Source organism: Planotetraspora mira (assembly GCF_016863275.1).
GTDB classification, from domain to species: Bacteria; Actinomycetota; Actinomycetes; order Streptosporangiales; family Streptosporangiaceae; genus Planotetraspora; species Planotetraspora mira.
This window is the reverse complement of record NZ_BOOO01000004.1, coordinates 103,277-129,558: the sequence shown is the minus strand read 5'-3', so window position 1 is coordinate 129,558 and position 26,282 is coordinate 103,277. Positions and strand designations below refer to the sequence as shown.

Annotated in this window: 25 protein-coding genes; 8 read left to right on the top strand and 17 right to left on the bottom strand. The window is 70.8% G+C overall.

Translation table 11 applies throughout. The features are described from left to right. Positions 1-12: 12 nt before the first annotated feature. The 4 genes from Pmi06nite_RS04150 to Pmi06nite_RS04135 form a co-directional block, all read right to left on the bottom strand. Positions 13-1,188, bottom strand: a complete 1,176-nt coding sequence (locus Pmi06nite_RS04150; RefSeq protein ID WP_275409546.1) for a dihydrodipicolinate synthase family protein — start codon at positions 1,186-1,188, stop codon at positions 13-15. Beyond that, the gene (locus Pmi06nite_RS04145; RefSeq protein WP_203951479.1) at positions 1,185-2,330 is read right to left on the bottom strand and encodes a Gfo/Idh/MocA family protein; all 1,146 of its coding nucleotides are present in this window, start codon (positions 2,328-2,330) and stop codon (positions 1,185-1,187) included. Before Pmi06nite_RS04145 ends, Pmi06nite_RS04150 begins: the two co-directional genes overlap by 4 nt. Positions 2,331-2,453: 123 nt before the next feature. After that, entirely contained in the window at positions 2,454-3,677 is a 1,224-nt protein-coding gene (locus Pmi06nite_RS04140) for an HRDC domain-containing protein (RefSeq protein ID WP_239113620.1), read from the bottom strand. 17 nt (positions 3,678-3,694) lie between these two features. Further along, positions 3,695-4,291 (bottom strand): DUF3000 domain-containing protein, encoded by a 597-nt coding sequence (locus tag Pmi06nite_RS04135; RefSeq protein ID WP_203951477.1) that lies wholly within the window; start codon positions 4,289-4,291, stop codon positions 3,695-3,697. Between the two features lie 530 nt (positions 4,292-4,821). On the opposite strand from Pmi06nite_RS04135, the gene hemE reads away from it, so the two are divergent. Next, positions 4,822-5,859, top strand: a complete 1,038-nt coding sequence (gene hemE / locus Pmi06nite_RS04130; RefSeq protein ID WP_203951476.1) for a uroporphyrinogen decarboxylase — start codon at positions 4,822-4,824, stop codon at positions 5,857-5,859. Between the two features lie 3 nt (positions 5,860-5,862). Here hemE and Pmi06nite_RS04125 read toward each other — a convergent pair whose 3' ends face one another. After that, a complete protein-coding gene (locus Pmi06nite_RS04125) occupies positions 5,863-6,954 on the bottom strand; it encodes a DUF4349 domain-containing protein (RefSeq protein WP_203951475.1) in 1,092 nt (363 codons plus the stop codon). A gap of 153 nt (positions 6,955-7,107) precedes the next feature. Between Pmi06nite_RS04125 and hemG the strand changes: the two genes are divergently transcribed. From hemG to Pmi06nite_RS04110, 3 genes are all read left to right on the top strand, one after another. Further along, positions 7,108-8,547: a protoporphyrinogen oxidase gene (hemG, locus tag Pmi06nite_RS04120; RefSeq protein ID WP_203951474.1), complete on the top strand. Its 1,440-nt coding sequence runs from the start codon at positions 7,108-7,110 to the stop codon at positions 8,545-8,547. A gap of 18 nt (positions 8,548-8,565) precedes the next feature. Then, entirely contained in the window at positions 8,566-9,267 is a 702-nt protein-coding gene (gene hemQ, locus Pmi06nite_RS04115) for a hydrogen peroxide-dependent heme synthase (RefSeq protein WP_203951473.1), read from the top strand. Between the two features lie 79 nt (positions 9,268-9,346). Continuing rightward, positions 9,347-9,913, top strand: a complete 567-nt coding sequence (locus Pmi06nite_RS04110; protein WP_203951472.1) for a hypothetical protein — start codon at positions 9,347-9,349, stop codon at positions 9,911-9,913. 45 nt (positions 9,914-9,958) lie between these two features. On the opposite strand, the gene msrB is transcribed toward Pmi06nite_RS04110, so the two are convergent. Continuing rightward, positions 9,959-10,360: a peptide-methionine (R)-S-oxide reductase MsrB gene (gene msrB / locus Pmi06nite_RS04105; RefSeq protein ID WP_203951471.1), complete on the bottom strand. Its 402-nt coding sequence runs from the start codon at positions 10,358-10,360 to the stop codon at positions 9,959-9,961. Positions 10,361-10,791: 431 nt separating this feature from the next. Between msrB and ligD the strand changes: the two genes are divergently transcribed. Further along, positions 10,792-11,793, top strand: a complete 1,002-nt coding sequence (ligD, locus tag Pmi06nite_RS04100; protein ID WP_203951470.1) for a non-homologous end-joining DNA ligase — start codon at positions 10,792-10,794, stop codon at positions 11,791-11,793. A gap of 18 nt (positions 11,794-11,811) precedes the next feature. Here the strand turns inward: ligD and Pmi06nite_RS04095 are convergent, their stop codons facing one another. From Pmi06nite_RS04095 to Pmi06nite_RS04085, 3 genes are all read right to left on the bottom strand, one after another. Beyond that, positions 11,812-12,048 carry a hypothetical protein gene (locus Pmi06nite_RS04095; RefSeq protein WP_203951469.1) on the bottom strand — a complete coding sequence of 79 codons (237 nt, stop codon included), beginning with the start codon at positions 12,046-12,048 and terminating at the stop codon, positions 11,812-11,814. Between the two features lie 179 nt (positions 12,049-12,227). Further along, positions 12,228-14,288 carry an acyl-CoA dehydrogenase family protein gene (locus Pmi06nite_RS04090; protein ID WP_203951468.1) on the bottom strand — a complete coding sequence of 687 codons (2,061 nt, stop codon included), beginning with the start codon at positions 14,286-14,288 and terminating at the stop codon, positions 12,228-12,230. A gap of 32 nt (positions 14,289-14,320) precedes the next feature. Next, positions 14,321-14,722, bottom strand: a complete 402-nt coding sequence (locus tag Pmi06nite_RS04085) for a hypothetical protein (protein WP_203951467.1) — start codon at positions 14,720-14,722, stop codon at positions 14,321-14,323. A gap of 140 nt (positions 14,723-14,862) precedes the next feature. On the opposite strand from Pmi06nite_RS04085, the gene Pmi06nite_RS04080 reads away from it, so the two are divergent. Further along, positions 14,863-15,600, top strand: a complete 738-nt coding sequence (locus tag Pmi06nite_RS04080; RefSeq protein WP_203951466.1) for a pyrimidine reductase family protein — start codon at positions 14,863-14,865, stop codon at positions 15,598-15,600. Then, positions 15,584-16,660 (top strand): ATP-dependent DNA ligase, encoded by a 1,077-nt coding sequence (locus tag Pmi06nite_RS04075; RefSeq protein ID WP_203951465.1) that lies wholly within the window; start codon positions 15,584-15,586, stop codon positions 16,658-16,660. The genes Pmi06nite_RS04080 and Pmi06nite_RS04075 overlap by 17 nt, the downstream gene beginning before the upstream one ends. Before the next feature lie 5 nt (positions 16,661-16,665). Here the strand turns inward: Pmi06nite_RS04075 and Pmi06nite_RS04070 are convergent, their stop codons facing one another. From Pmi06nite_RS04070 to Pmi06nite_RS04045, 6 genes are all read right to left on the bottom strand, one after another. Further along, positions 16,666-16,971 carry an AzlD domain-containing protein gene (locus Pmi06nite_RS04070; protein WP_203951464.1) on the bottom strand — a complete coding sequence of 102 codons (306 nt, stop codon included), beginning with the start codon at positions 16,969-16,971 and terminating at the stop codon, positions 16,666-16,668. Further along, positions 16,968-17,714: an AzlC family ABC transporter permease gene (locus tag Pmi06nite_RS04065; protein WP_239113619.1), complete on the bottom strand. Its 747-nt coding sequence runs from the start codon at positions 17,712-17,714 to the stop codon at positions 16,968-16,970. Before Pmi06nite_RS04065 ends, Pmi06nite_RS04070 begins: the two co-directional genes overlap by 4 nt. Next, a complete protein-coding gene (locus Pmi06nite_RS04060) occupies positions 17,711-18,574 on the bottom strand; it encodes an AraC family transcriptional regulator (protein WP_203951463.1) in 864 nt (287 codons plus the stop codon). The genes Pmi06nite_RS04065 and Pmi06nite_RS04060 overlap by 4 nt, the downstream gene beginning before the upstream one ends. A gap of 9 nt (positions 18,575-18,583) precedes the next feature. Further along, complete coding sequence (gene glgX / locus Pmi06nite_RS04055; protein WP_203951462.1) at positions 18,584-20,707, bottom strand: glycogen debranching protein GlgX; 2,124 nt, start codon at positions 20,705-20,707, stop codon at positions 18,584-18,586. A gap of 244 nt (positions 20,708-20,951) precedes the next feature. Beyond that, complete coding sequence (locus Pmi06nite_RS04050; protein WP_203951461.1) at positions 20,952-21,380, bottom strand: OsmC family protein; 429 nt, start codon at positions 21,378-21,380, stop codon at positions 20,952-20,954. A gap of 567 nt (positions 21,381-21,947) precedes the next feature. Beyond that, positions 21,948-23,552 carry an isovaleryl-CoA dehydrogenase gene (locus Pmi06nite_RS04045; protein WP_203951460.1) on the bottom strand — a complete coding sequence of 535 codons (1,605 nt, stop codon included), beginning with the start codon at positions 23,550-23,552 and terminating at the stop codon, positions 21,948-21,950. A 219-nt stretch (positions 23,553-23,771) separates the two neighbouring features. Here Pmi06nite_RS04045 and Pmi06nite_RS04040 point away from each other — a divergent pair, with 219 nt between their 5' ends. After that, positions 23,772-24,647, top strand: a complete 876-nt coding sequence (locus Pmi06nite_RS04040) for a DUF1707 SHOCT-like domain-containing protein (protein WP_203951459.1) — start codon at positions 23,772-23,774, stop codon at positions 24,645-24,647. Positions 24,648-24,653: 6 nt separating this feature from the next. Here the strand turns inward: Pmi06nite_RS04040 and Pmi06nite_RS04035 are convergent, their stop codons facing one another. Together Pmi06nite_RS04035 and Pmi06nite_RS04030 are read right to left on the bottom strand one after the other, a co-directional pair. After that, a complete protein-coding gene (locus tag Pmi06nite_RS04035; protein WP_203951458.1) occupies positions 24,654-25,406 on the bottom strand; it encodes a sirohydrochlorin chelatase in 753 nt (250 codons plus the stop codon). A gap of 129 nt (positions 25,407-25,535) precedes the next feature. Then, the gene (locus Pmi06nite_RS04030; protein WP_203951457.1) at positions 25,536-26,264 is read right to left on the bottom strand and encodes a phosphoadenylyl-sulfate reductase; all 729 of its coding nucleotides are present in this window, start codon (positions 26,262-26,264) and stop codon (positions 25,536-25,538) included. Positions 26,265-26,282 lie beyond the last annotated feature (18 nt).

Here is a 26,282-nt window from a genome sequence, read left to right as displayed (position 1 = left end):
ACCTGTGCATGATCACGCCCGGGTGAGGGTGGTCATTCGGTGGGCGGCCAACTCGGGGTCGGGGAGCAGGCCGGCCTTGTCGGCGAGGCGGAACACCTCGGCGAGATGTTCGATCGACCGGGCCGTCTGGGCGCCGTTCACCATGACGAAGTCGTCCTGGTGCCCCGCCAGCCAGGCGAGGAAGACGATCCCCGTCTTGTAGTGGTAGGTCGGCACCTCGAAGATCTTCCGCGACAACGCCACCGTCGGCCCCAATATCCCCTCATAAATGCCGAAATTCCGGGCTTGAGTGGTCTCATCCGCAGCCGACTCGGCCCGATCCAGCGCCTCCAGCGCGGCCGCGGCCGCCGGCGCGATGGCGTCGAAGATCCCCAGCAGCGCGTCCGACCCCGACCTGATGAGCGAGGGGTAGTTGAAGTCGTCCCCCGTGTACAGCCGCACGCCTTCCGGCAGGGCCGCGCGCAGGCGCACCTCGTGGTCCTCGTCCAGCAGCGACACCTTGACGCCCTCCACCTTGGAGGCGTGCTCGCGGATGAGGGCGAGGAACGACTCGGTGGCCGTCTCCACATCAGGCGACCCCCAATACCCGGCGAGCCGGGGGTCGAACATCTCGCCCAGCCAGTGCAGGATCACCGGCCGGTCCGCCTGGCCGAGCAGCCTGCCGTACACCGTGTGATAGTCCTCGGGCCCCCGCGCGACCCGCGCGAGCTGGCGGCTGGCCATCAGGATGACGCCGGGCCCCGCCGCGCGGACGGTCTCCACCTGCTCGAGATAGGCGGCGGTGATCTCATCGAGCGAGCCGGCGTCCGGTGCGTGGTCGGTCCCCGCGCCGCAGGCCACCAGGTCGGCGGGGTCGCCCAGCGAACGGGCCTCGGCCGCGCTGCGGGCGATCAGCTCGCGCGTCGCCGCCCAGTCGAGGCCCATGTTCCGCTGCGCGGTGTCCATGGCGTCCGCGACGCGGAAGCCGTACGCCCACAGGTGCCGCCGGAAACGCAGCGTGGCGTCCCAGTCGACCGCGGCCGGCCGGCCGGGGCCGTTGCCCCCGTGGACGTCCGCGACCACGTGCGCCGCCGCGTAGGCGACCCGCCGGGCCGGCGGGCCGCCCGGGCGCGTCCAGGTGACGGGTTCCCCCAGTTCGTACGGCTCTCGCACCCCCGGCAGCGAGATGACCGGCCCTCCCGGGCTCACAGGTCCTCCACCTGGAGACGGCGGCCCTCGGCGTGCGAGCGGAGGCCGAGCTCGGCGATCTGCACGCCACGGGCGCCGGCGGCGAACGAATACGGGAAGGGGGCGTCCTCCAGCACGTGCCGGACGAACATCTCCCACTGGATTTTGAAGCCGTTGTCGAAGTCGGTGTTGTCCGGCACCCTCTGCCACTGGTCGCGGAACGACTCGGTGACGGGCAGGTCGGGGTTCCACACCGGCCGGGGCGTGCCCGCGCGGTGCTGGATCCGGCACTCGCGCAGCCCGGCGACCGCGCTGCCGTGGGTTCCGTCCACCTGGAACTCCACCAGTTCGTCGCGGTTCACCCGGACCGCCCAGGAGGAGTTGATCTGGGCCACGATCCCGCCTTCGAGTCCGAAGACGCCGTAGGCCGCGTCGTCGGCGGTCGCCTCGTACGGCTTGCCGCTCTCATCCCAGCGCTCGGAGATGTGCGTGCTGACATGCGCGTACACCGACTCCACCCGGCCGAAGAGGTTCTCCAGCACATAGGCCCAGTGCGGGAACATGTCGAGCACGATGCCGCCGCCGTCCTCGGCCCGGTAGTTCCACGAAGGGCGCTGCGCCGGCTGCCAGTCGCCCTCGAACACCCAGTAGCCGAACTCGCCCCGCACTGAGAGGATCCGGCCGAAGAACCCGCCGTCGATGAGGCGCTTGAGCTTGAGCAGGCCAGGCAGGAAGAGCTTGTCCTGGACGACGCCGTTCTTCACTCCCGCGTCCTGCGCCGCCTGGGCCAGCCGTACGGCGTCGGCGACGGTCTCGGCGGTCGGCTTCTCGGTGTAGACGTGCTTGCCCCGCGCGATCGCCTTGAGCGTCGCGGGAACGCGGGCCTGCGTTACCTGGGCGTCGAAGTAGATCTCGTTGGCCGGGTCGGCCAGGGCGGCGTCGAGGTCGGTGGTGTAGTCGGCGACGCCGTGCCGGGCGGCGATGTCGGCGAGCTTGCCGAGGGTGCGGCCGACGAGCACGGGCCGCAGGCGCACCCGGCTGCCGTCGGACAGGGTCACCCCGCCCTGCTCGTTGATGGCGAGAACGGAGCGGACCAGATGCTGGCGGTATCCCATCCGCCCGGTCACACCGCTCATCACGACGCCGAGAACGCGGTCGCTCATCCGAAGCACTCCTGATCGACGAGGGGAAAGCGCTTTCCCACCGAGAATAACACCGCTGGAAACAGGCATCACACAAGGGGTCAGACCAGGACAAAGCTCACGGACGTACGAGAGAGGAGCCGGTCAGACCTCGCCCTTGATCTCCAGGCGTTCGAGGGACTTGGCCATCGGGTGAGCGGTCAGCGTTATCTGCCACTCCCGGGCTCCGAGCCCGCGCAGCCGGTCGGCGACGGCCTCCTCGGACAGATCGGCGGGCGGCTCCCACGCGAGCCGGCGCACCGCGTCCGGCTGGAGCAGGTTCTCGATCGGCATGCGGTGGGCGTCGGCGAGCGCCGCGACCACCGTGCGAACCGCCGCGAGCCGTCGCGCGGCGGCGGGATCGCGGTCGGCCCACCGGTTGGCGGGGGGCGGGCCGTCTCCCGGCCCGACCGGCTGCGGCAGCTCCGACTCGGCCAGCCCGCGCGCCCGGTTCACGGCGCCGAGCCAGTCGCGCAGGTGCCGCCGGGCGCTGCGGCCCGTGAAGGGGGCGATCTCGGTCAGCGCCTTGGTGGTGCGCGGCTGGTCGAGCGCGGCCTGCACGATCGCCGAGTCCGGCAGCACCCTGCCGGGCGCGAGGTCGGAGGTCCGCGCGATCTCGTCCCTGAGCGTCCACAACTCGCGCACGACGGCGAGCCCGCGCAGCGTGCGCACGCGGTGTATCCCGGAGGTCCGCCGCCACGGATCGCTCCTCGGAGGGTGCGCGGGAGCGGCCACGATGGAGGCGAACTCCTCCAGCGCCCAGTCGAGCTTGCCGGTGGAGCCGAGCTCCGCATACAGGGCGTCGCGAAGCTCGATCAGCACCTCGACGTCGAGCGCGGCGTACCGCAGCCAGGCCTCGGGAAGGGGCCGGGTCGACCAGTCGGCCGCCGAGTGCCCCTTCTCCAGCCGCAGCCCGAGGACGACCTCCACCATCGTGCCGAGCCCGACGCGCTCGTAGCCCAGCAGCCTGCCCGCCAGCTCGGTGTCGAACAGCCGCCGCGGCCGGAAGCCGAGCTCGGACAGGCACGGCAGGTCCTGTGTCGCCGCGTGCAGCACGATCTCGGCGTCCTCGAGGACGTGGTCGAGCCCGCTCAGGTCGGAGCAGCCGATCGGGTCGATGAGCGCGCTGCCCGCGCCCGCACGGCGAAGCTGGACGAGGTAGGCCCGGCCGCTGTAGCGGTAGCCCGACGCGCGCTCGGCGTCGACGGCCACGGGGCCGGTGCCCCCGGCGAAGGCGCGCACGACAGCCTCGAGCGCCGCCGGGTCCTCGATGACGGGCGGGATACCTTCTCGCGGCTCCAACAGGGGCTGGACTTCGGGTTCTGTCACAGGTTCTCGGTCACAGGTCAAGGAACTTTCGGATCATCTCGGCGGGCCGGGCGCGGGTGAAGCGCCGCGACGTCGGGGGGCAGCGGCGGGATGCCCGCCGCGAGGCACATCAGGTCGCACCAGGCGGCGACGTGTGCGGACAGGTCCTCGTCCAGCGGCGACCAGGACGCCCGCAGCTCCAGCTCGGTGGTGACGGGATCCTCGGACTTGTTGCCGAAGCCCTCCGACACCGCGCGCGTGACCGTGCCGCCGGCGGCTGCGTAGTTCGCGCCGTGGGAGTCGAGCGCCTCGGTGAGCCAGCTCCACGCTACCGGCCCGAGCAGCGGATCGGAGGTGATCTCTGGTTCCATGTCGGCGCGGACGTAGGCGACCAGGCGGAACGGGCCTTCCCAGCCTCGCTGGCCGTCCGGGTCGAACAGCATGATCAGGCGGCCGACGGCGAGCTCGTCGTCCTCGCGGTACACGGAGGCTCCGACCGCTCCCGAATAGGGCGCGAGGCGCTGGGGGGCGGGGATGTCCTCCAGTTCGATCTCCGGCCTGACCTCGGCGGGGCGCAGCGTCTCCAGGGCGCGCCGGAAGGCGGCGGGAGGCGCTGGCGGTTCACCGAGGGTCATGACCGAAGAGTAGGTCGGATTCGGGATGGCGCGAAGCAGGGGGGTGGCGATGGGGGGCATGGATGGTCGTCAAGCCGTCGCCGTCACAACCAGCAGCGCGCCCCCGCAGGCCGGGCAGGGCGGGTGCTCGAACGTGCGCTCGGCGTCGTAGCCGGCACAGTGCTCAGTGCGGCGTTCGGGGGAACTCCACATCGAAGTCATCGCTCCGGGCCTCTCGTCGGATCCGCGGTCGTGTCGGTTGCTCAGGACTGCTCCGACGTTGGCACGTCCCGCCGACATTTCCCCGCAACGCGCTCGGCGTGTCTCGAAAGTGGCATTGGAATCGATGCCGGATAGTCGATTGGCGAACATTTTGCCGAGCTGTGAAGGAATTCGCAGGGCGGGGTGGGCCCACCATACCGATCATTGGTGCCCGGCGTGCCGCGCCGTGCCGAGGCCGACGAAGATCATCTCATGAAGATCATCCCGTTGCCGTCCCCAGGTGAGAGGTTGGCGCACCGGCCGGTCGCCCGGCGTGGGACGCTGGAGGAGTGAATCCCCAGCTGGCCGAGTCCGCCTTTCTCCGCGCCTGCCGGCGCGAGCCCGTCCCGCATACGCCCGTCTGGTTCATGCGCCAGGCCGGCCGGTCGCTGCCCGAGTACCGGCGCGTCAGGGAGGGCCACGCGATGCTCACCGCGTGCGCCACACCGGATCTCGTGGTGGAGGTCACCATGCAGCCCGTCCGCCGGTACGGCGTGGACGCGGCGATCTTCTTCAGCGACATCGTGGTGCCCCTGAAGGCCATCGGGGTGGACCTGGACATCAAGCCCGGCGTCGGCCCGGTCGTGGAGTCGCCGATCGGGGACCACGCGGGAGTCGCGCGCCTGCGGGCTCTGGAGCCGGACGACGTCCCTTACATCACCGAGGCGGTGGAGTCGCTCGTCAAGGAACTCGACGGGACCCCGCTCATCGGTTTCGCGGGAGGGCCCTTCACGCTCGCGTCCTACCTGATCGAGGGCGGCCCCTCCAAGAACCACGACCGGACCAAGGCCATGATGTACGGCGAGCCCGAGTTGTGGCACGAGCTGATGGACCGGCTCACCACGATCACCCTGGCGTTCCTGCGCGTTCAGGCCTCCGCGGGCGCCTCCGCGCTGCAGCTGTTCGACTCCTGGGTCGGCGCCGTCGCCCCTGAGGACTACCGCACCTATGTCCTCCCCCACACCGGCCGGATCTTCACCGAGCTGGCCGATCTCGAAGTGCCGCGGATCCACTTCGGCGTCGGGACGGGTGAACTGCTGCGCCTCATGGGCGAGGCCGGGGCCGACGTGGTCGGGGTCGACTGGCGGGTGCCGCTCGACGAGGCGGCCCTGCGGGTCGGCGCGGGCAAGGCGCTCCAGGGCAACCTCGACCCCGCGATCCTGCTCGCCCCGTGGAAGGTGGTCGAGGAGCGCGCACGCGGCGTGGTGGAGCGCGGCCGGGTGGCGGAGGGGCACGTGTTCAACCTCGGACACGGCGTGCTCCCGTCCACCGACCCCGGCCAGCTGGCGCGGCTCACCGACCTCGTTCACGAGGTGTCCGCGCGCTGATTCTCACCGCGGCGGCGGCGGCCCCACGTGCGGGCCACCCGGCTGACCGCCGTGAGGCTGGCCACCGTGCGGCTGACCGCCGTGCGGCGGGCCGACGGGAGTGCCGGGCTCCGGTCCCGCGGGTCCGCCCACCATCGCCGGCACGGGCGGCGTGCCGCCTGGCCCCTTCGGCGTAGTGCCCGACCCCGGAGCCGGCGGCGTACGGCGCCTGACGCGGCGCATCACCGCGATGACGGCCAGCCAGACGAGGCCGGCCACGACCAGCCACGGGAGCAGCGCCCCTATCACGGCGAGGGCGATCTCGGTCGACGCCGCCAGCGTCCCCCAGCCCTTCTTGAGACCTGCGAGGAAGCTCGGATCCTCCGGCTCCGCGGCCTTCGCCGCCTGCGCCGGCGTGGGAGGCAGGGTCACCGTGAGCGTGATGGTCGCCATCGCGGTCTGTGCCGACAGCGCCCTCTGGCGGGCCTGCAGCGACTCGAGGTCGGACTCTCTGCTGGAGATCTCCCGCTCGATGTCCATGATCTCGCCGATCTGCGTGGCCTTCGACAGCAGCAGGCGGAACTGGGCGAGCGAGGACTTGGCGGACTTCACGCGGCTGTCGACGTCGGCGACCTCCCCGGTGACGTCCTCCGTGCTCTGACGTTGCGATGCCCGCTTGCCCAGGTCACGGCCGAGCTGCGCGAGCACGTCCGGGTACTGCGCCGCGGGGACCTTGAAGGTGACGACCGCGATGTCGTTTCCCGGCTGGGAGATGCTCCTCTCGTCGGAGGCGTAGCCGCCGGCCGTGGACACGATCTGCCGGCCCTTGTCGGCGGCGCCCCACACGTCCTTGGCCTGCACGGTCAGCTCCGCCTTGCGGATGACGGATCTGTCCGAGGGCTCGAGCTTGGAGTTGTCCGCCGTCTGGCCCTTGGGGGCGCCGGGATTCCCGGCGGCGTCCTGGCCGGTGCCTCCACCGGTCACCGACTCGGGGGCCGCTGGAGCGGCCGCACCGTCGGCCGTGCCTGACATGCCCGACTCGGAGCCGGCGGCGCACCCCGAGATCAGGAAAGCGGTCGCCGCGACGAGCGCGATGCCGTACCGGATTCGTCTCATGCTCTAGAGACGGACTCCCGTCCGAGCCGGTTTCGGTACCGGCGTCACGATGCCGTCACGTGTCGATCTCGCCGAGTGACCGTCCGGAAGCCGGCTCGTGACCTTGTACGGCGGTGCCGGGACCACCGGGACGGAGCGGTAACTTCTCTCCATATGGACGGGACCTCTGGCCGGCGTGTGGTCGTCGTGGGGGCGGGCATCGCCGGCCTCGCCGCCGCGTGGCATCTCCACCGCGGCGATCCGACGCTGAAGATCACTGTGCTCGACGGCGCGCCGCGTACGGGAGGCAAGCTGTTCTCCTCGGAGGTCGGCGGCGTCGAGATCGACGCCGGGGCCGAGGCCATGCTCGCGCGGCGTCCCGAGGGCAAGGAGCTGGCGCGGCACGTCGGGCTGGGTGACGCGCTCGTGAGCCCCGGCACGACCACGTCGGCCATCCTGTCCAGGGGGGCGCTCCGTCTCCTGCCGAAGGGGCACGTGATGGGCGTGCCGTCCGACGTGGCGGCGCTCGCCCGCTCGGGCATCCTGACGCCCGGCGGCCTGGCCCGCGTGCCGATGGATCAGATCCTTCCTCCGACGCTGGTCACGACCGACGTCTCGGTCGCCGCCTACATCAGGGCCCGCGTCGGAGGCGAGGTCGTGGACCGGATGATCGAGCCGCTGCTCGGCGGGGTCTACGCGGGCCGGGCGGAGACGCTCTCTCTTGAGGCGACGATGCCCGGCGTCGCGGCGGCGGCCCGTACGGAGCGGTCCCTGCTGAAGGCCGCACGGGATCTCGCGGCCAAGGCGCCCAAGGACGCCGGTCCGGTCTTCACCACCCTCAAGGGCGGCCTGGGCGGCCTGCCCGCGGCCGTGGCCGAGGCGTCGGGGGCCGAGGTCCGCACCGGGGTGATGGTCCGCGACCTCGTGCGCACTCCGGACGGCTGGCGGCTGATCACCGGGCCCACCAGGGACGAGCAGGTCGTCGAGGCCGACGCCGTCGTCCTGGCCGTGCCCGCCACCGCCGCCGCGCGGCTGCTGGAGCGGGAGGCGCCGAGGGCGGCGGCGGAGCTGGCCGGGATCGAGTACGCCAGCATGGCGATCGTCACGCTCGCCTCTCCGAGGTCCGCCTTCCCCGAGCCGCCGTCCGGCAGCGGCTACCTCGTGCCGCCGGTCGAGGGCAGGCCGGTCAAGGCCGTGACGTTCAGCACCACCAAGTGGCCGCACCTCGGCGAGGCCGACCCGAACCTGGTCCTCGTGCGCTGCTCGATCGGGCGGCTGGGGGAGGAGGCACTGCTCCAGCGGGACGACGCCGAGCTCGTGGCCTTCGCGATGAACGAGATGACCGAGACCATGGGAGTCCGCGGGCTGCCGATCGACACCCGGGTCACCCGGTGGGGCGGCGCGCTTCCCCAGTACGACGTGGGCCATCTCGACCGTGTGGCCCGCGCCCGCGCGGCCGTGGCGGACCACCCGGGCCTGGCCTTGTGCGGAGCCGCCTACGACGGAGTGGGCATCCCCGCCTGCATCGCCACGGGCCGTACGGCCGCCGCCCGCGTCCTGGAGCACCTGAACGCCCGCCCCGCCGCCGGGCCGAAGGAGGAACCGGACGGCTGAGACGGCAGAATGGGCCTCATGACGGACGGCACCGCGCGGCCCAAGGCGCGCGATCTCAACCAGGTAATCCGCTACACGATGTGGTCGGTCTTCCGGCTCCGTGACCAGCTCCCGCCCGGCCGCGAGGCCGTCGCGGGCGAGGTGGGCGAGCTCCTGGAGCAGTCGGCGGGCAAGGACGTGGTGACCCGCGGCTGCTACGACGTCTCGGGCTTCCGGGCCGACGCCGACTACATGTTCTGGTGGCACGCGCCCTCCGCGGAGGACCTCCAGGAGGTCTACACGCGTTTCCGCCGTACCGCGCTCGGCCGGGCCAGCGAGCCCGTCTGGTCGGCGATGGCCCTCCACCGGCCCGCCGAGTTCAACAAGTCGCACATTCCGGCCTTCCTGGCCGATGAGGAGCCGAAGGGCTTCGTCTGCGTCTACCCGTTCGTCAGGTCCCTGGAGTGGTATCTGCTGGACGACGCCGACCGCAGGCGGATGCTCGCCGAGCACGGGAAGATGGCGCGCGACTACCCCGACGTCCGGGCCAACACCGTCGCCTGCTTCGCGCTGAACGACTACGAGTGGATGCTCGCCTTCGAGGCCGACGAACTCCACCGCATCGTCGACCTGATGCGCCATCTGCGCGGGGCCGAGGCCAGGCTGCACACCCGGATCGAGATCCCCTTCTACACGGGCACCCGCAAGCCGGTGAGCGAACTCGTCGCCGCGTTGCCCTGATGCCGGGAAACCGCCGGTGCGACATTGTCATACTCGGAGGAAATCCCCTACGCAGGTGAGGGCCGCCGTGTCGAGGCACGTGGCACGTTCCAGAGGGCGCCGCCGTAAGACCCGGACCCGGGCCTGGGTCGTCGAGGGGAGTGTGGGCGCGGCGGTCATCGCGACGGCCGTTCTCGTGACGACCGGTCCCGTCCACCTGTGGCCGTCCGGATCCCGTACGGCTCCCGCCTCCGCGGGGCCGGATGAGCCGGAGGTCGCCCGCGTCGGCGTCCGCGCACGATCCGAGGCGCCGGAGACGGCGGTCGGAGTGGAGATGGCGGCGCCGACACGGTCGGACTACACCGACGACAAGGCCGTCGCCTACTTCCGCGCCCGGTGGAGGGACCGCACGTCCGCCCTGGTCCGTGACATCCGGACCACCGGGGGCTATCTCCGGATCTACACCGACCTCCCCGAGGCCGACGACGACTCCGACGCCGCGATCACCTTGTGCGAGCGGGGCCTTGAGTACCTGGCCGCGGAGGGCGACGCCTCACGGGTCGTCTTCGTCCAGGCCGATCTGGGGGAGAACGGGAACCCGGTCCTCGCCAACGTCCTCGGCCCGGACGATCCCGACTGCCGCGTCACCAGCCCCGAACCCCGATGACGCCGTACGGCGTGACGCCTGGGCGGGCACGCCGTACGGAAGGGGTCACTTCTCGGGCAGCAGGGTCAGTGACACCGAGTTGATGCAGTAGCGGTCGTCCGTGGGAGTCGCGTAGCCCTCGCCGTGGAAGACGTGACCGAGGTGGGAGTCGCAGCGGGCGCAGCGGACCTCCACCCTCCTCATGCCGAGGGAGTCGTCCTCGATGAGGGTCACGGCCTCCGACTTCGACGGCTCGAAGAACGACGGCCATCCGCAGTGGGACTCGAACTTCGTGTCCGACCGGAACAACTCGGCGCCGCACGCGCGACACGAGTAGACGCCCGTCGTCTTGGTGTCGACGTACTCACCCGTGAACGGACGCTCCGTCCCCGCCTGCCGGAGGACGCGGAACTCCTCGGGAGACAACTGCACCCGCCACTCGGCGTCGCTCTTGACCACCTTGTCCATGTTCACCAGCCTAAGCGCGGCCGCCCCCTGTGGGGATTACGTACTAAGAACCACACGGAGCCGGGAGATCTTCCCCGCAAGAGTTCTTTCCGGCGAAGCATCCTTTCGCCGGTCTTTTGGCGTCTTCACTGATGAGGGGGCTGATCGTCCACCCGTTCCGGGAGGGGATCGGCCTGTCCCGCCGTCCTGACGGCGAAGCGCCCTACCCGTGCTGGGCGCCGCAGGGCGGCAAGAGGATGCCGCCCGCAGGGGTGGCCCGTCGTGTCCGTCCCGTCGCGGCGACGGCGCTCGCCACACGAGCGTCGTGCACGCCGCGACCACGGGCTCCGCGCCGGGTAGGCGCGGTGGCTCGTGGGTGCTCCCGGTCCGGCCGCCGTTGGCAGCCCGGGACGGACCCTCCTCCCCGGCTCTTCCGGGGTAGTGTCCGAGCCATGGCATCGCCGTACATCGAAATCGACGCCGGTGGACGGACCGTCAAGGTCACGAACCCGGACAAGATCTACTTTCCCGCAGTCGGCGCCACCAAGCGCGACCTGGTGGAGTACTACATCAGCGTCGGCGACGGCGTGCTCCGCGCCCTCAGGGACCGGCCGACGTATCTGAAACGGCATCCGGACGGGGTCGAGGCGGAGGCGATCTACCAGAAGCGGATGCCCAAGCATCCCGACTGGATCGAGACCGTCTCCGTGCGATTCCCCAGCGGCCGCACGGCCGACGCGTTCTGCCCGACCGAGGTCGCCGGTTTCGCGTGGTGCGCCAACCTCGGCACGATCGACTTCCACCCCTGGGCCGCCCGCAGGCCCGACCTGGAGCATCCCGACGAGTTGCGCATCGACATCGACCCGCAGCCGGGGACGGGGTTCGAGGAGGCGAGGAAGGTCGCGTTCACCGCCAGGGAGGTCCTCGGCGAACTGGGCGTCGAAGGTTTCCCGAAGACGTCGGGCAACCGCGGCATCCACATCAACATCCGCCTCGAGCCTCGCTGGTCGTTCGTCGACGTACGGCACGCCGGCATCGCCCTCGCCCGTGAGGTGGAACGCCGCAGGCCGGACCTCGCGACGACCGCCTGGTGGAAGGAGGAGCGTGGCGAGAAGATCTTCATCGACTTCAACCAGAACGCCCTGGACCGCACGGTGGTCGGCTCCTACTCCGTCCGCGCCCGCCCTGACGGTCTGGTCTCCGCCCCGGTGACCTGGGACGAACTGGAGGGTTGCGACCCCCGCGACTTCGACATCAAGACCATGCCGGAGCGGTTCGCGAAGCTGGGCGACGTCCACCGCGCGATCGACGACGAGGCGTTCGCCATCGACACGCTGCTGGAGTGGTACGCCGCGGACGAGCGGGGCGACATGCCCTACCCGCCGAACTATCCCAAGATGCCCGGGGAGCCGATGCGCGTACAACCGTCCAGAGCCAGGCCGTCCACCGGCTGAACGCCGGCCGGGATCCGGTCAGACGTGACGGTCCACCATCGTCGCGATCACGAGCACCAGGGCCGCGACCATCCCGACCCTGATCATCGTCCCGACACCGCCCCAGGCCGTGGAACGGAGCTTGGGGAGGCCCTCGACCGCCTTCCGCCAGTCCCGCCACGCGTTGAGCATGAGCTGGAACTTGCGCCCGGCGACGAACAGAGCGATGCCGATGGCGATGAAGAGCAGGATTCGGCCGTCCGACGAAGCCTCCATCGGCGCTCCTTACGGGGGGCGATCACTTACTCACTCACCGTACGCCTCGGCAGCTCACGTGACCATCGAGTATTCCGAGTCGAGACATCGCCGACGCGTCGCGGGAGAGCCGGACCTGATCTGCCGGCCGTTTCGGCCAGGGCCCCGAGGCCGGAGGTCAGGAGTCGCGGGGGAGGAGGTCAGGGGTCGCGGGGGAGGCCGAGGGCGCGCTCCCCGATGATGTTCAGCTGCACCTCGGTCGTGCCGCCGCCGATCGTGAAGGCCCTCGTGGTGAGGATCATCCTGCTCCAGTGGGGGTCCGAGGGATCCAGCGACCAGCAGAACTCCGAGACCCGCTGCGCCTGCCCCATGCCGAGCAGTTTGCGCACGCTGGAGCCGGCGCCGGAGTCCGTCCCCTCGAGCCGGGCCAGGGTGACCCGCAGGCCGAGGGCGGAGATGGCGTGGCCTTCGGCGTAGAGGCGGCCCGCCTCCTCGAGTTGTGATTCCCGCAGAGCTTCGACCTTGCCGAGATGGCGGACGATGTCGCCGTGCTGAGAGCCGGGGCCCCAGGAGTCGCCGAGGGACACCCGCTCGTGCGACAGGGTGTCCCGCGCGACCCGCCACCCCTGGCCGGGCTCTCCGACCACGAGCGAGTCCGGCACGAAGACGTCGTCGAGGAAGACCTGGTTGAAGATCTCGTCTCCGTTGATCTCCTTGAGCGGGCGGACCTCCACCCCCGGGGATGACATGTCCACCAGGAAGTACGTGATCCCCTCGTGCTTGGGTACGTCCGGGTCGGTCCTGGCCAGGCAGATCGCCCAATGGGCGTGCTGGGCGAGGGACGTCCAGATCTTCTGGCCGGTGATGAGCCAGCCGCCCTCCGCCCGCACCGCCTTCGTCGACAACGACGCCAGGTCGGAGCCGGCTCCCGGTTCGCTGAACAGCTGGCACCAGACGAACTCGCCCCTGAGCGTCCCGGGGATGAACCGGTCCTGCTGCTCACGCGTGCCGTACCGGGCGATGGAGGGGACGGCCCACGCGGCGATGCCGAGGTTGGGCCGGCCGAGATGCCGGAACTCCTGCTGGATGATCACCTGCTCCAGCGGTGAGGCGGCCCTGCCCCACGGCTCGGGCAGGTGGGGGATCATCCAGCCTCCGCTCGCGAACCCGGCACGCCTCTCCGCGGGATCCAGTGCGCCGAGCCGCGCCGCCTCCGCGTGGATCCGCTGCCGCAGCGGCAGGGCCTCGTCGGGCAGGTCGGGCTCGAGCTCCCGGCGCTCGCCCGCCATCGCGAGCCGCGTCACCTGCCCGGCCCACACCCCGGGATCGCCGACCAGCGCGCGGAGGGAGAGGGCCCGCCGGTAGTAGAGGTGGGCGTCGTGCTCGAAGGTGTAGCCGATGCCGCCGAGCACCTGGATCGCGTCGGCCGCGCAGCGCACCGCCGCGTCCGGAGCGAGGACGGCCGCCCCAGCCGCCGCGATCCGCGCCCCGTGGCCGTCCTCGACGGCACGGGCCGCGTCCCACACCGCAGCCCTGGCCTGCTCCAGGGCGACCAGCATCGCGGCGCACCTGTGCTTGACGCCCTGGAACTGCCCGATGGGCCGCCCGAACTGGACACGGGTCCTGGCGTACTCGGCCGCCGTCGTGACGGCCCACGCCGCCACTCCGCAGGCCTCGGCGCCCGCGAGCACGGAGATCACGTCCCGGACGGTCGCGGACGTCACCCCCGGCAGCACGCGGTCCTCGCTCACGGCGTCGGCGGACACGTGGACGAGCCCACGGGTGAGATCGAGGCCGGCGACGGCCCGGACCGTGACGTCCGCTGAGCGGAGGACCGCCCAGTGGCCGTCCACGGGCACGAGGAGGACGCCGGCGTCCGGCTCGCCGAGTGCGAGGCCCTCCTGGGAGGTCTCCGGAAGCGCCACGGCGGCGGTGAGTGAGCCGTCGGCGAGAAGGGGGAGCAGTTCGGCCCGGAGCTTCTCCGTCCCCCACTCGGCGATGACCGCGGACGCGATCACCGTGGGCAGGAAGGGGCCGGGGGTGCAGCGTTCGCCCAGCACCTCCAGGACGACGGCGAGCTCGGGCGGCCCGAACCCCTGGCCGCCGTGCTCCTCGGGCAGGTGCAGGCCGAGCAGCCCCTGCGTGGCCAGGTCGTCCCAGAACTCCCGGTGATCGGCGGCTCTGGCGGAGACCCGCCGCTCCGAGAAGCGCCGTACGGCGGCTGCGAGATCCCGATGGTCGGTGGTCAGCCCGATGCCCATGCGCGCACTGTAGATCGCCTTCCCGCTCGGCGCTACCAGCGGATCGTCGTCGTGATCAGCATGACGAGCACGAAGGTGGACAGCCCCGTCACCCCGTGGAGCAGGATGGCGGCCATCGGGCGGCGTCTTCCCGAGTCTCGCGCGTGACGCCCGCCGCCCAGCCAGCGCGTCAGCATCGTGAAACCGAGCAGCGCGACCGCTGTGATCACGACCAGGGCGGCCCACGCGTAGCCCTCGTCGTGAGTGAGGAGGAAGGCCACCCAGAGGGCGAGCCCGGCGACGGCGAGGGCCGGGTGGCCGACGATCAGAGTGCGGGGGTAGCGGGTGACCTTGGTGACCTGGGGACGCAGACCGCCGTCGGCCAGCCACCGGATCATGAGGTAGAGCCCGGCCAGGGTCGAGACCAGCCAAACTGTGAGCGCGGCGAGTTGCACGGGCCCCTCCGACAGGTTTCCGAACTTTCCTGTGAGGTCTTTTGTCAACTCCGTGCCGTCTCACACGCTGTGACATCGAACCGTTATCGGCTCGTCTCCGCTCTGCCGGTCTGTCGCCCGCGTGTGCCAATGTAGAGACCGTGCGCCGTATCCATCCCGACGTCGAGGACGATCCCGATCTCGTCGCGTCCTACGCCTACCCGCGTGACGAATGGCTGAGGCTCAACATGGTGGCCAGCGCCGACGGGGCGGCCTGGACGAAGGGCCTGTCCGCAGGCCTGTCCGGCGAGGGCGACCGCAGGATCTTCGGCATCATGCGCGGGCTGTCCGACGTGGTCCTCGCGGGAGCGGCGACGGTCCGCACCGAGGGATACGGCCCGGCCCGGCCCCGCGCGTCGTGGTCCGTCCTGCGGGAGGGACGCCCGCCCGCCCCGCCGATCGCCGTCATCACGCGGCGGCTCGACCTCGACCTCGGCGGTCCGCTGTTCACCGAGGCCGAGCCGTACGCGCGGCCCATCGTCATAACGACGGAGGCCGCCCCGCAGGACCGCCGCGAGGAGGCGGCCAAGAACGCCGACGTCGTCATCGCCGGAGACGACAGGGTCGACATGCCGCTCGCCGTGCGCGAACTGCGCGCCAGAGGGCTCGGCAGGATCCTGTGCGAGGGCGGCCCCCGCCTCAACGCCCAGCTCGCGGCCGCCGGGCTGGTCGACGAGCTGTCACTGTCGATCAGCCCCGTGCTCCTCGGCGGGGACGCCGCCCGCATCCTCAACGGCGTGGCGTCGCAGACCCCCCTCGTGCTCGCCCAGGTCCTGGAAGAGGACGGCTTCCTCTTCTGCAGATACGTCAGGGAGGTCCAGGATGGCACTGCCGGTTGAACCGCCGGTCTCGCCGATGCTCGCGAAGGCGGTCAAGGGCATGCCGCCCCAGGACGGCTCGCTCTACTACGAGCCGAAGTGGGACGGCTTCCGCTGCATCGTCTTCCGCGACGGCGACGAGGTCTATCTGGGCAGCCGCAACGAGCGGCCGTTCACGCGCTACTTCCCCGAGCTGGTCGAGGCGGTGAAGAACGAGCTGCCGCCGCGGTGCGTCGTGGACGGCGAGATCATCATCGTCCGCGGCGAGTCGCTCGACTTCGACACCCTCCAGCAGCGCATCCATCCCGCGGCCTCGCGGGTGAAGCTGCTGTCGGAGCAGACGCCCGCGTCGTTCGTGGCCTTCGACCTGCTCGCCCTCGGGTCCGAGAGCCTGATGGACGAGCCGTTCTCGGTGCGCAGGGCCCGGCTGGAGGAGGCCCTGGCCAAGTCCGGCGACTCGGTGCGGCTCACGCCCGTCACGCAGGACGACCGGGTGGCCGGCGAGTGGTTCGACATGTTCGAGGGCGCCGGGCTCGACGGCATCGTGGTCAAGCCGGGAGACCTGCCGTACTCGCCGGACAAGCGGGTCATGTTCAAGGTGAAGCACGAGCGCACGGCCGACTGCGTCGTCGCCGGCTACCGGGAGCACAAGTCCGGTCCGATCGTCGGCTCCCTGCTGCTGGGGCTGTACTCGCCCGACGGGCGTCTGCACCATGTGGGCGTGGCGGCGTCGTTCCCCATGAAGCGGCGGGAGGAGCTCGTGGCGGAGCTCGCGCCGTACCGGCTGGACGATCTGAGCGAACACCCCTGGGGGGCCTGGGCCGAGTTCGCGCAGGGCGGCTCGGAGGGGCAGCGTCTTCCGGGGGCCGTCTCGCGGTGGAACGCGAAGAAGGACCTGTCGTTCATCCCGCTGCGGCCCGACCTGGTGATCGAGGTGGCCTACGACCACATGGAGGGGGACCGGTTCCGGCACACGGCCCAGTTCCGCCGCTGGCGCCCGGACCGCACCCCGTCCTCCTGCACCTATGACCAGCTGGACAGGCCGGTCCGGTACGACCTCGGCGAGATCCTGGCCCGGTAGCCGCCTCAGCCCGTGAGGGCCCTGACGGCGGCGGTGACGACCACGGCGGCCGCCACGACCACGAGGAACGGCGCCCGCAGGAGCAGAGCCGCCGCTGCGGCGGCGAGCCCGGCCGCGCGGGCGTCCACGACCGGCGTCCGTCCCTCACCGAACGTCTGCAGGGCGATGAGGCCGGCGAGCGTCGCGATGGGCACGAGCGCCGCGAGCCGGCGCACCATCGGCCGCTCCAGGACGGCGGCGGGCACGGACAACCCGAGGAGTTTCACGGCGTAGCAGCCCGCGGCGACGAGGGCGATGGCGGCCCAGATCATGACAGGTCCCTCCGGCGGCGGTTCACGACGAGGACGGCGGGCGCCGCGAGCGCCGCCACCAGGATGGGCACTCCGGCAGGCAGGATCGGCAGGCTCGCCAGCGTGAGGACGGCGGCGGCGAGGGCCGTCACCGGCTCAGGACGCTCCCGGATCCGTCGCCACGACCCGCGCGAGTTCCCGCCCCGCATCATCGATGCGAGAAGCGCCAGGAAGACCGCAGGACCTGCCGCGTCCAGTCCCCATGCCGACGGATCGCCGAGCGCCGACGCACCCAGCGCGCCCAGCAACGTCGTGACGTTCCACCCGAGGTAGAGGCTCACACCGGTGACCGTGAAACCCAGGCGGGCGGCGGCCCGGTCCGGCTGGGCGAGGGCCACCGCCGAGGTCTCGTCGATCACCCATTGGGCTGCCAGCGGGCGGACGGCGGCGGGCAGGGCGAGCAACTGCGACAACCGCAGCCCGTAGAAGGCGTTGCGCGCCCCGAGGAAGAGGGCGCCCGCCGCCGCGGCGAACGGGGCGCCGCCCGCACCGATCGCCCCGACGAGAGCGAACTGCGACGCCCCGGTGAACACCAGGAGAGACAGGGCGCAGGTCTGCGCCACGCTCAGGCCGGCTCCCGACGAGGTGACGCCGAAGACGAAGCCGGACAGACCGACGGTGATCCCGACGCCGAGGGCGTCCCGGACGACCGCGGCTCGCGGTTTGGGGGGTGGAGGGCCGGTCTGCGTGGGGGATGCGGTCACTCGGCCGAGACTAGGCGCGGCCCCATTCGCGAGTCTTGTACGTTCTTGCGCTCTCGGCTGTAGGCGCCGGGTGGCACGCCGATGATCCGGGTGAAGTGCCGGTTCAGGTGCGGCTGGTCAGTGAAGCCCACGGTCACGGCGGCGTCCGCCGGGGCGATCCCGTTGTCGAGGAGGCGCCGGGCCCGCCGCACTCGCGCGTCGGTGAGCCACACGTGGGGCGGCATGCCGTACGCGTCGCGGAAGGCCCGCAACAACGCGAACGGGCCGGTGCCCAGTTGGGCCGCGAGCTCCCGCAGGGACGGGGGATCGGCCATCCGGGACTCGAGGATCTCCCGGGCCCGCGACACGTCGTGCCTGGCCGCGCCGCGCGGAGAGCGAGCGGGCAGCGCCGTCCCGCTGGAGCGCAGCAGCCGGGCCACCACCAGGCGGAGCATCGTGTCGGCGGCGAGCGCGTTCTGGCCGTCCGCGGCCCGATGCACCTGGGTGATCAGGCGGACGGCCTGCGGGTCGTGGGCCACGGCGACGGCGAAACCGGGATTTCCGCGGATCGAGGTCGTCTCCCCGGCGATCTCGCCCACGACGGCCGCCGACGGGTAGATCACGCTGTAGGTCCAGCCCTCGGGCACGCCCGCCTGGCCCGTGTGCACCGTGTCGGGATTGACCAGCGCGAGGTGGCCCGGCCCCGCACGCTCGATCGAGTCGCGGTGGTGGAACTCCTCGACGCCCGAGGTGATCGCGGCGATGACGAACGACTCGTGCGTGTGCCGGGCGAAGGTCTTGCTCACGTAGCGGGCGTCGAGCAGGTCGACGCCCGGCAGCCCGGGGTGCCGCCAGTGCCGCGCTCTCTCCCGCGCACTCATCGCCGGGCGTCAGTCCTCGCCGGCGCGGCGCAGGATCTGGAGCGACCGGGCCGTGACGGGCACCTTGGCGCCCGCCGGGCACGTCTCCTCCCCGGACGTCTCCTCCCGCGGGCTCTCGTCCGCCGTGTCGAGGACGAGGTGCCACTCCTGGCCGAACTCGGCGCCGGGCAGGTTGAACATGAGCTCGTCGTGGTGGGCGTTGATCAGCAACAGGAACGAGTCGTCCCTGATCCTCTCCCCGCGCTGGCCCGGCTCGCTGATCGCCTCGCCGTTCAGGAACACCGCGAGCGACTTGGCGTAGCCCGCGTTCCAGTCGGAGTCGGCCATCTCCTTCCCCGAAGGGGTCAGCCAGACGATGTCCCGCGTGCCGTCCTGAGCCCTGCGGCCGTGGAAGAACCTGCGCCGGCGGAAGACGGGATGCTCACGGCGCAACGCGGCGAGTGCGCGGACGAACTCGAGCAGGTCGTCCTCCTGCTTGAGCAGCGACCAGTCGGTCCAGGAGGTCTCGTTGTCCTGGCAGTAGGCGTTGTTGTTGCCGCCCTGGGTCCGGCCGAACTCGTCGCCCGCCAGCATCATCGGGACGCCCTGGGAGACGAACAGCGTGGCCAGGAAGTTGCGCCGCTGCCGCCGGCGCAGCCGTACGATCCCGGGGTCCTCGACGGGGCCTTCGGCGCCGCAGTTCCACGAGCGGTTGTCGTCGGTGCCGTCGCGGTTGGCCTCGCCGTTGGCGTCGTTGTGCTTGCGGTTGTAGGAGACCAGGTCGGTGAGAGTGAAGCCGTCGTGGCAGGTCACGAAGTTGATCGAGGCCACCGGGCGGCGGCCGCTGGTGGCGTAGAGGTCGCTCGATCCGGTCAGCCGTGAGGCGAACTCGGGCACCGTGCGGGAGCCGCCTCGCCAGAAATCCCGAACGGAATCCCGATATTTCCCGTTCCATTCCGTCCATAAGGGCGGGAAATTTCCCACCTGGTACCCGCCGGGGCCGACATCCCACGGCTCGGCGATCAGCTTGACCTGTGAGATCACCGGGTCCTGCTGGATGAGGTCGAAGAACGCCGACAGCCGGTCGACGTCGTGCAACTCGCGGGCGAGCGCGGCGGCGAGGTCGAAGCGGAAGCCGTCCACGTGCATCTCGAGCACCCAGTAGCGCAGCGAGTCCATGATGAGCTGCAGAGCGTGGGGCGAGCGGACGTTCAGCGAGTTGCCGCAGCCGGTGTAGTCGAGGTAGTAGCGCCGGTCCTCATCGCGCAGCCGGTAGTAGGCGACGTTGTCGATCCCGCGGAAGCCGAGCGTCGGGCCCATGTGGTCGCCCTCGGCGGTGTGGTTGTAGACCACGTCGAGGATGACCTCGATGCCCGCCTCGTGCAGCGCGCGGACCATCGCCTTGAACTCCTGGACCTGCTCGCCCCGCTGCCCCGCGCTGGAGTAGGCGTTGTGCGGGGCGAGGTAGGCGATCGTGTTGTAGCCCCAGTAGTTCGTCAGCCCGCGGGCCACCATCGCGTGCTCGGGCACGAACTGGTGGACCGGCATCAACTCGACGGCGGTGACCCCGATCGACTGCAGATGCTCGATCACGGCGGGGTGGGCGAGGCCGGCGTAGGTGCCGCGCTGCTCCTCGGGCACCTTCGGATGCCGGATGGTCAGGCCGCGCACGTGGGCCTCGTAGATCACGGTGTCGTGGTACGGCGTGCGGGGCGACCGGTCGTTGCCCCACTCGAAGAACGGATTGACCACCACGTTCTTCGGCATGTACTCGGCCGAGTCGTCGACGTTCAGCCGCGCGGGGTCGGTGAAGTGGTAGGAGAACAGGGACTCGTTCCATTTGACCGAGCCCTCGACCGCCTTGCCGTACGGGTCGAGCAGGAGCTTGGCCGGGTTGTTCCGGTGGCCGTGCCCCGGCCGGTACGGCCCGTGCACGCGGAAGCCGTACCTCTGGCCGGGCATGATCCCCGGCAGGTAGCCGTGCCACACGAACCCGTCGACCTCGGGGAGGTCGACGCGGCTCTCTTCGCCGTGGTCGTCGAACAGGCACAGCTCGACCCGCTCGGCCACCTCGGAGAACACCGAGAAACTGGTGCCCACTCCATCCCAGGTGGCTCCGAGCGGGTACGGCTCTCCAGGCCAAACTTCACGCATGTAACCTCATTCTCCACTCCCGCGGTCGATCGCGCACCTGAAGAGGCTCGAGGCGGTCAGGGAACCCCGTCAGGAAACCCCACCGGGCACATCGCCGGGGACGTCTTCGGTAGATCGTCACCGGAAAAGGTTTCCGGGAAACGGCCGTTGGAACGTCGTTCGGGTGTGTCGTCCGTCTGGGGAAATGCGAGAGCCCCCACCGGATCACGTCCGGCGGGGGCTCTGCCCGGCCATCAGGGCATGTTCAGCCGACGAGCTCGGCGTTCAGCGTGATCGTCGTGCCGGTGAGGGCCTTGCTCACCGGGCAGTTGGCCTTGGCCGTCTCGGCGGCCTTCTGGAAGTCCTCGGCGGACAGGCCGGGGACCTGGCCGCGGACCGACAAGACGATGCCGGTGATGCCCTCACCCGGCTGGAAGGTGACGTCCGCCTTGGTCTCCAGCGACTGCGGCGGGGTGCCCGCGCCGGCCAGGGCGTGGGACAGGGCCATCGAGAAGCAGGAGGAGTGGGCGGCCGCGATCAGCTCTTCCGGGCTGGTCTTGCCGTTGGCCGTCTCGGCCCGCGAAGCCCAGGTGACGTCGAAGGTGCCGACGCCGGAGGTGTCCAGCGAGACGACGCCCGAGCCGTCGAGGAGAGCGCCCTTCCACTGCGTGGTCGCGGTACGAGTGGTCGCCATGGCGATTGTCCCTTCATCGGTTAAGTCACATCCATGAGCGAGCTTAGAGCCTCCCCAGGTGGTGATCATGCTCAGGTTCGGTGCCAGCCCAACCGACCTGACCCTTCTCTGGCCGTGATCATGCACAGATTCGTAAATGTGCCGTCTGAACAGCCAAAACTAGGGGCGTGATCATGCACAGGTTCGGTGACGGGCCGACTGACCTGGCCATTCCCGAGTCGTGATCATGCACACCTTCGCGAGTAAGGCCTGTGACCTGCGGTGATGCGGCTCGTGATCATGCACGCATTCGCGCAACGCCGTACGGACCTGCGGCTTCGCCGTACGTGATCATGCAGAGCATGGGTTCGTGCCCGTGCGACGCCCGATCGCACTCCTCGCCGCTACATGACCATGTACGGCGAAACGCCTGCTCATCCCGCATGCTCGCGAACCTGAGCATGATCACGAAAAACGAAGTCGCAGGTCAGGTGGCCGATCCACGAAAGTGTGCATGATCACGAACCATGTCACCGCAGGTCAGAGGGCATCCTCCCGAATGTGTGCATGATCACGGCGGGGTGGCCGTCAGGTCGCTCGTTCGACGATCGCCTCCAGGTCGAGGCCCGCCGGAAGGGTGCCGAAGGCCCGCCCCCACTCACCCGCCAGGCGGGAGGCGCAGAACGCGTCCGCCACCGCCGCGGGCGCGTGCCGTACGAGCAGGGACGCCTGGAGGACCAGGGTGAGCTCCTCGGCGAGGCGCCGGGCGTCGCCCTCCCCGGCCGACGCGAGCGTCTTGCGGGCCCGCTCGGAGGCGTCGCCCACCCGGCGGTCGTCGGCCAGCGCGACCTCGGCGAAGAACGCCTCCAGCCCCTCGGGCTCCTTGGTGAGCGCCCGCACGAGATCGAGCGCGGCGACGTTGCCCGATCCCTCCCAGATGCCGTTCAGCGGCGAGTCGCGGAACAGCCGCGGCATCTGCGACTCCTCGACATACCCGTTGCCGCCCAGGCACTCGAGCGCCTCGGCGGCGTGGACGGGAGCCCGCTTGCAGATCCAGTACTTCGACGCGGCCAGAGCCGTACGGCGGAACAGCCCCTCGGCGGCGTCGCCGCGCACCGCGCGGTCGGTGGCCCCGGCCAGGCGCATCATCAGCGTGGTGGCCGCCTCGGACTCCAGGGCCAGGTCCGCGAGCACGTTGCGCATCAGTGGCTGGTCGATGAGCGCCTTGCCGAAGGCCTTGCGGTGAGTGGTGTGATGGATCGCCTGGACCAGGCCGTACCGCATGCCGGCCGCCGAGCCGATCACGCAGTCGAGCCGGGTCATGTTGACCATCTCGATGATCGTGCGGATGCCCCGTCCCTCCTCGCCCACGAGGTGGGCGATCGCGCCGTCGTACTCGACCTCGGCCGAGGCGTTCGACCTGTTGCCCAGCTTGTCCTTCAGCCGCAGCAGGCGCATCGCGTTGCGGGAGCCGTCCGGGAGCACACGGGGCAGCAGGAAGCACGACAACCCGCCGGGAGCCTGGGCCAGGACGAGGAAGACGTCGCACATCGGGGCGGAGTTGAACCACTTGTGGCCGGTCAGGGCGAACGTGCCGTCGGCCAGCCGTTCGGCCCTGGTGGTGTTCGCACGGACGTCGGAGCCGCCCTGCTTCTCGGTCATGGCCATGCCGGCCAGCACGCCGCGTTTGTCGTGCGCGGGCCTGAGCCCGAAGTCGTAGGTCCGCGAGGCGAGCTGGGGTTCCCACTCGGACCTGAGGTCGGGGGAGTGCCGGAGCGCGGCCACGGCGGCGTACGTCATGGAGATCGGGCAGCCGTGTCCGGCCTCGACCTGAGACCAGGTGAAGAACTTCGCCGCCCTGGCCACGTGAGCGCCCGGCCTGGCGGAGGTCCAGGGTGAGGCGTGCATGCCGTTCCCGACCGCGACGGCCATCAGGTCGTGCCATGCGGGGTGGAACTCCACCTCGTCGATGCGGTGGCCGTACCGGTCGTGCGTCCGCAACACCGGCGGGTTGTCGTTGGCCAGCCGCGCCCATTCCTGCGCCTTCGCGGAGCCGGCCAGCAGGCCGAGCTGGCGGAGCTCCCCGGTCGCCCAGTCCGCGCCCTCCCGGTCCAGCCCGTCGAGCAGCGCGGGGTCGCTTGACACGTCGTGCCCGATCAGCGGCGGTGCCTGGTTGATCACGTCGTGGGTCACTTGGGCCTCCTGTCCGGGTCGTCATCAACCATCTCAACATTTCAAGTGGATAATGAAATGCGGGGGTCGAGGGGGATAACTCCACAATCACACGGGACGGCCGTCCAGAGAGCCGTCGGCGTCGCCGGCCCCGGAGGTGCCCGAAGTTCGTCCTCTGGGAGAGGTGATTCCTTCCCAGGGAGGATAGGTCGATCGCGTCGTGCGGGATAGCGTGGAGGCGTGAGCGATCTAGGTGATATGCGTGCTTCCGACGCGGAACGGGAGCAGGCGGTCGAGAGGCTCCGTGAGGCCTCTGTCGAGGGACGGCTGACCCTCGCCGAGCTGACCGAGCGGACGGAGGCGGCCTACCTGGCCCGGACGCACGCGGAGCTCGCCCAGATCACCGCCGACCTCCCCGGGGGCGCCCCGGCACCCCGGCCCCAGCCGGTGAAGACGCCGGGCAAGGTGAAGACCTGGGTCGTCGCGGTCATGGGCGACGCCAAGCGCAACGGCACCTGGCGCATCGACCAGGAGATCGCCGCCGTCAGCGTGATGGGCGACGTGACGCTCGATCTCCGTCAGGCCGAGGTGCGCACGCGCGAGGTGGAGATCACGGCCACCTGCGTCATGGGCGACGTGAAGATCATCGTCCCGGACGGCGTCGACGTCGAGCTCTCCGGCGTCACCATCATGGGAGACAAGAAGGTCCAGGTGGCCGAGGCTCCGGCGGGCCAGAACGCCCCCGTCGTCAGGGTCAAGGCCTTCGTCCTCATGGGCGACGTGAAGATCATCGGCGATTCCCTGGCCGATCCGATCAAGCGGGGATGGTTCGCCTGGAGTGAGTGGTGGTGGGATCGCCGCAAGGAGGTTCGCCAGCAGTTCCGCGCGGATCTGCGCCAGACGATCGACGGCGGCCGTCAGGCCCACCGCGAGATCATGCAGGCCCACCGGGACGCCACCAGGGAGTTCCGCCACGTGCAGCGAGAGGCCAGGCGGGGGGAGCAGGAATTCCGCCGGCAGTTCACGCGCGACGATCGCGAGGCCCGCAGGGAGTCCCGCCGCGAGGGTCGTGACACCTGGGGTGACCTCCGCCGCGGCGACGACCCGTCCTCCTAGCCCTTTTCAGGCCGTCGCGACGGCCTTCAGGCCCCGTACGGCCTGGCCGTACCTTTCGAGGACGACGGTGACGAGTTCGGGCGCGGGCCCGAGGACGCCGGCCACCACGTCGGCTCCGGCGTGCAGGGTGTCCCGCTCGACCTTGTCGGCGAAGTGGCCCGGCGCCAGCAGGTAGGGGGCCACCACGATCCTGGGCGCCCCCGCTCGCCTGAGCCGTGCGACCTCCTGCTCGGGGGTGGGGGTGGCAGCGGAGGCGAAGGCCGCGGTGACCGACCACCACGGACGTGCCCGCGCCCACTCACGGGCCATCCGCGTGATCACGAGGTTGGCCCGGCGGTCGCTGGAGCCGGCGGACACGAGCACCACGGCGGTGCCGGGGTCGCCCGGCGTCACCCCGGCCTCGGAGAGCCGGCGCTCGAGTGCCCCGATGAGGAGCGGATGGGGTCCGAGGGTGTCCCCGCACGCCACCTGGAGTCTCGGCCGGCGGGCGGACGCCTCGCGGAGCGCCGAAGGGATGTCCACGCGGCTGTGGTAGGCCGCGGTGAGAAGCAGGGGGAGGACGACGGCCTCGTCCAGGCCCGACAGGGCCGCGGCCAGTGTCGGCGGGGCGTGATCGAGATACGCCGTCCTGACCTCGAGACCGGGCTCCCGCTGCCGTACGGCATGCAGGAGCGCCTCCACCGTCACGGAGGCGCGCGGGTCGCGGGACCCGTGCGCCACCGCGATCAGCGGCGCTCGGTCGGCTGGACGGCTGTGCATGATCACGAAAGGAGTTCCGCCTGGTCGTCGGGTGTTTTCACGAATTCGTGCATGATCACGCCCGGTGAAGGAGCAGGTCAGTGACCGTTCCTCCGAACCTGTGCATGATCACGCCTGGGGGGTGGGGGGTCAGAGGTGGATGCCGCACTCGATCTTGCCGAGTCCTGACCAGCGGCCGCTCCTCGGGTCCTCGCCGGGCGCGACCTGCCGGGTGCACGGGCCGCAGCCGATCGAGGGGTAGTTGTCGTAGTGGAGCGGGTTGATCAGCACACCGTTGTCCGAGATGTAGTTGTCCACCTCGTCCTGCGTCCACCGCGCGATCGGGTTGATCTTGACCATCTGCCGCTTGGCGTCCCACTCGACGACCTTGGTGCCCGCCCGGGTGGGGGACTCGTCGCGGCGGATGCCCGAGATCCAGGCCAGGTACGGCTCGAGCGCCCGGTTGAGCGGCTCCACCTTGCGCAGGTAGCAGCACAGATCCGGGTTGCGCCCGAACAACCGGGGGCCGAGGTCGCGATCCTGCTCGGCCACGGTCCGTGAAGGCTGAATGTTGATCACGTTGACGTCGTAGACCTGCTGCACGGCGTCGCGCGTGCCGATGGTCTCGGCGAAGTGGTAGCCGGTGTCGATGAACAACACGTCCACGCCGGGCTTGACGCGGCTGACCAGGTCGATCAGCAGCGCGTCGCTCATGGAGGACGTGAGACAGAGACGGTCGCCGAATGTGGCCGCCGCCCAGCGGATGATCTCCCGGGCGGGCGCGTCCTCAAGGAACTCGGCGGCGGACGCCACGATGCTCTGCAGGTCGAGCGTCACCCGCTGCCGTTCAAGACCGGCCTCGATGTCCACGACGGTCATTGCCACTCCTCACACGTC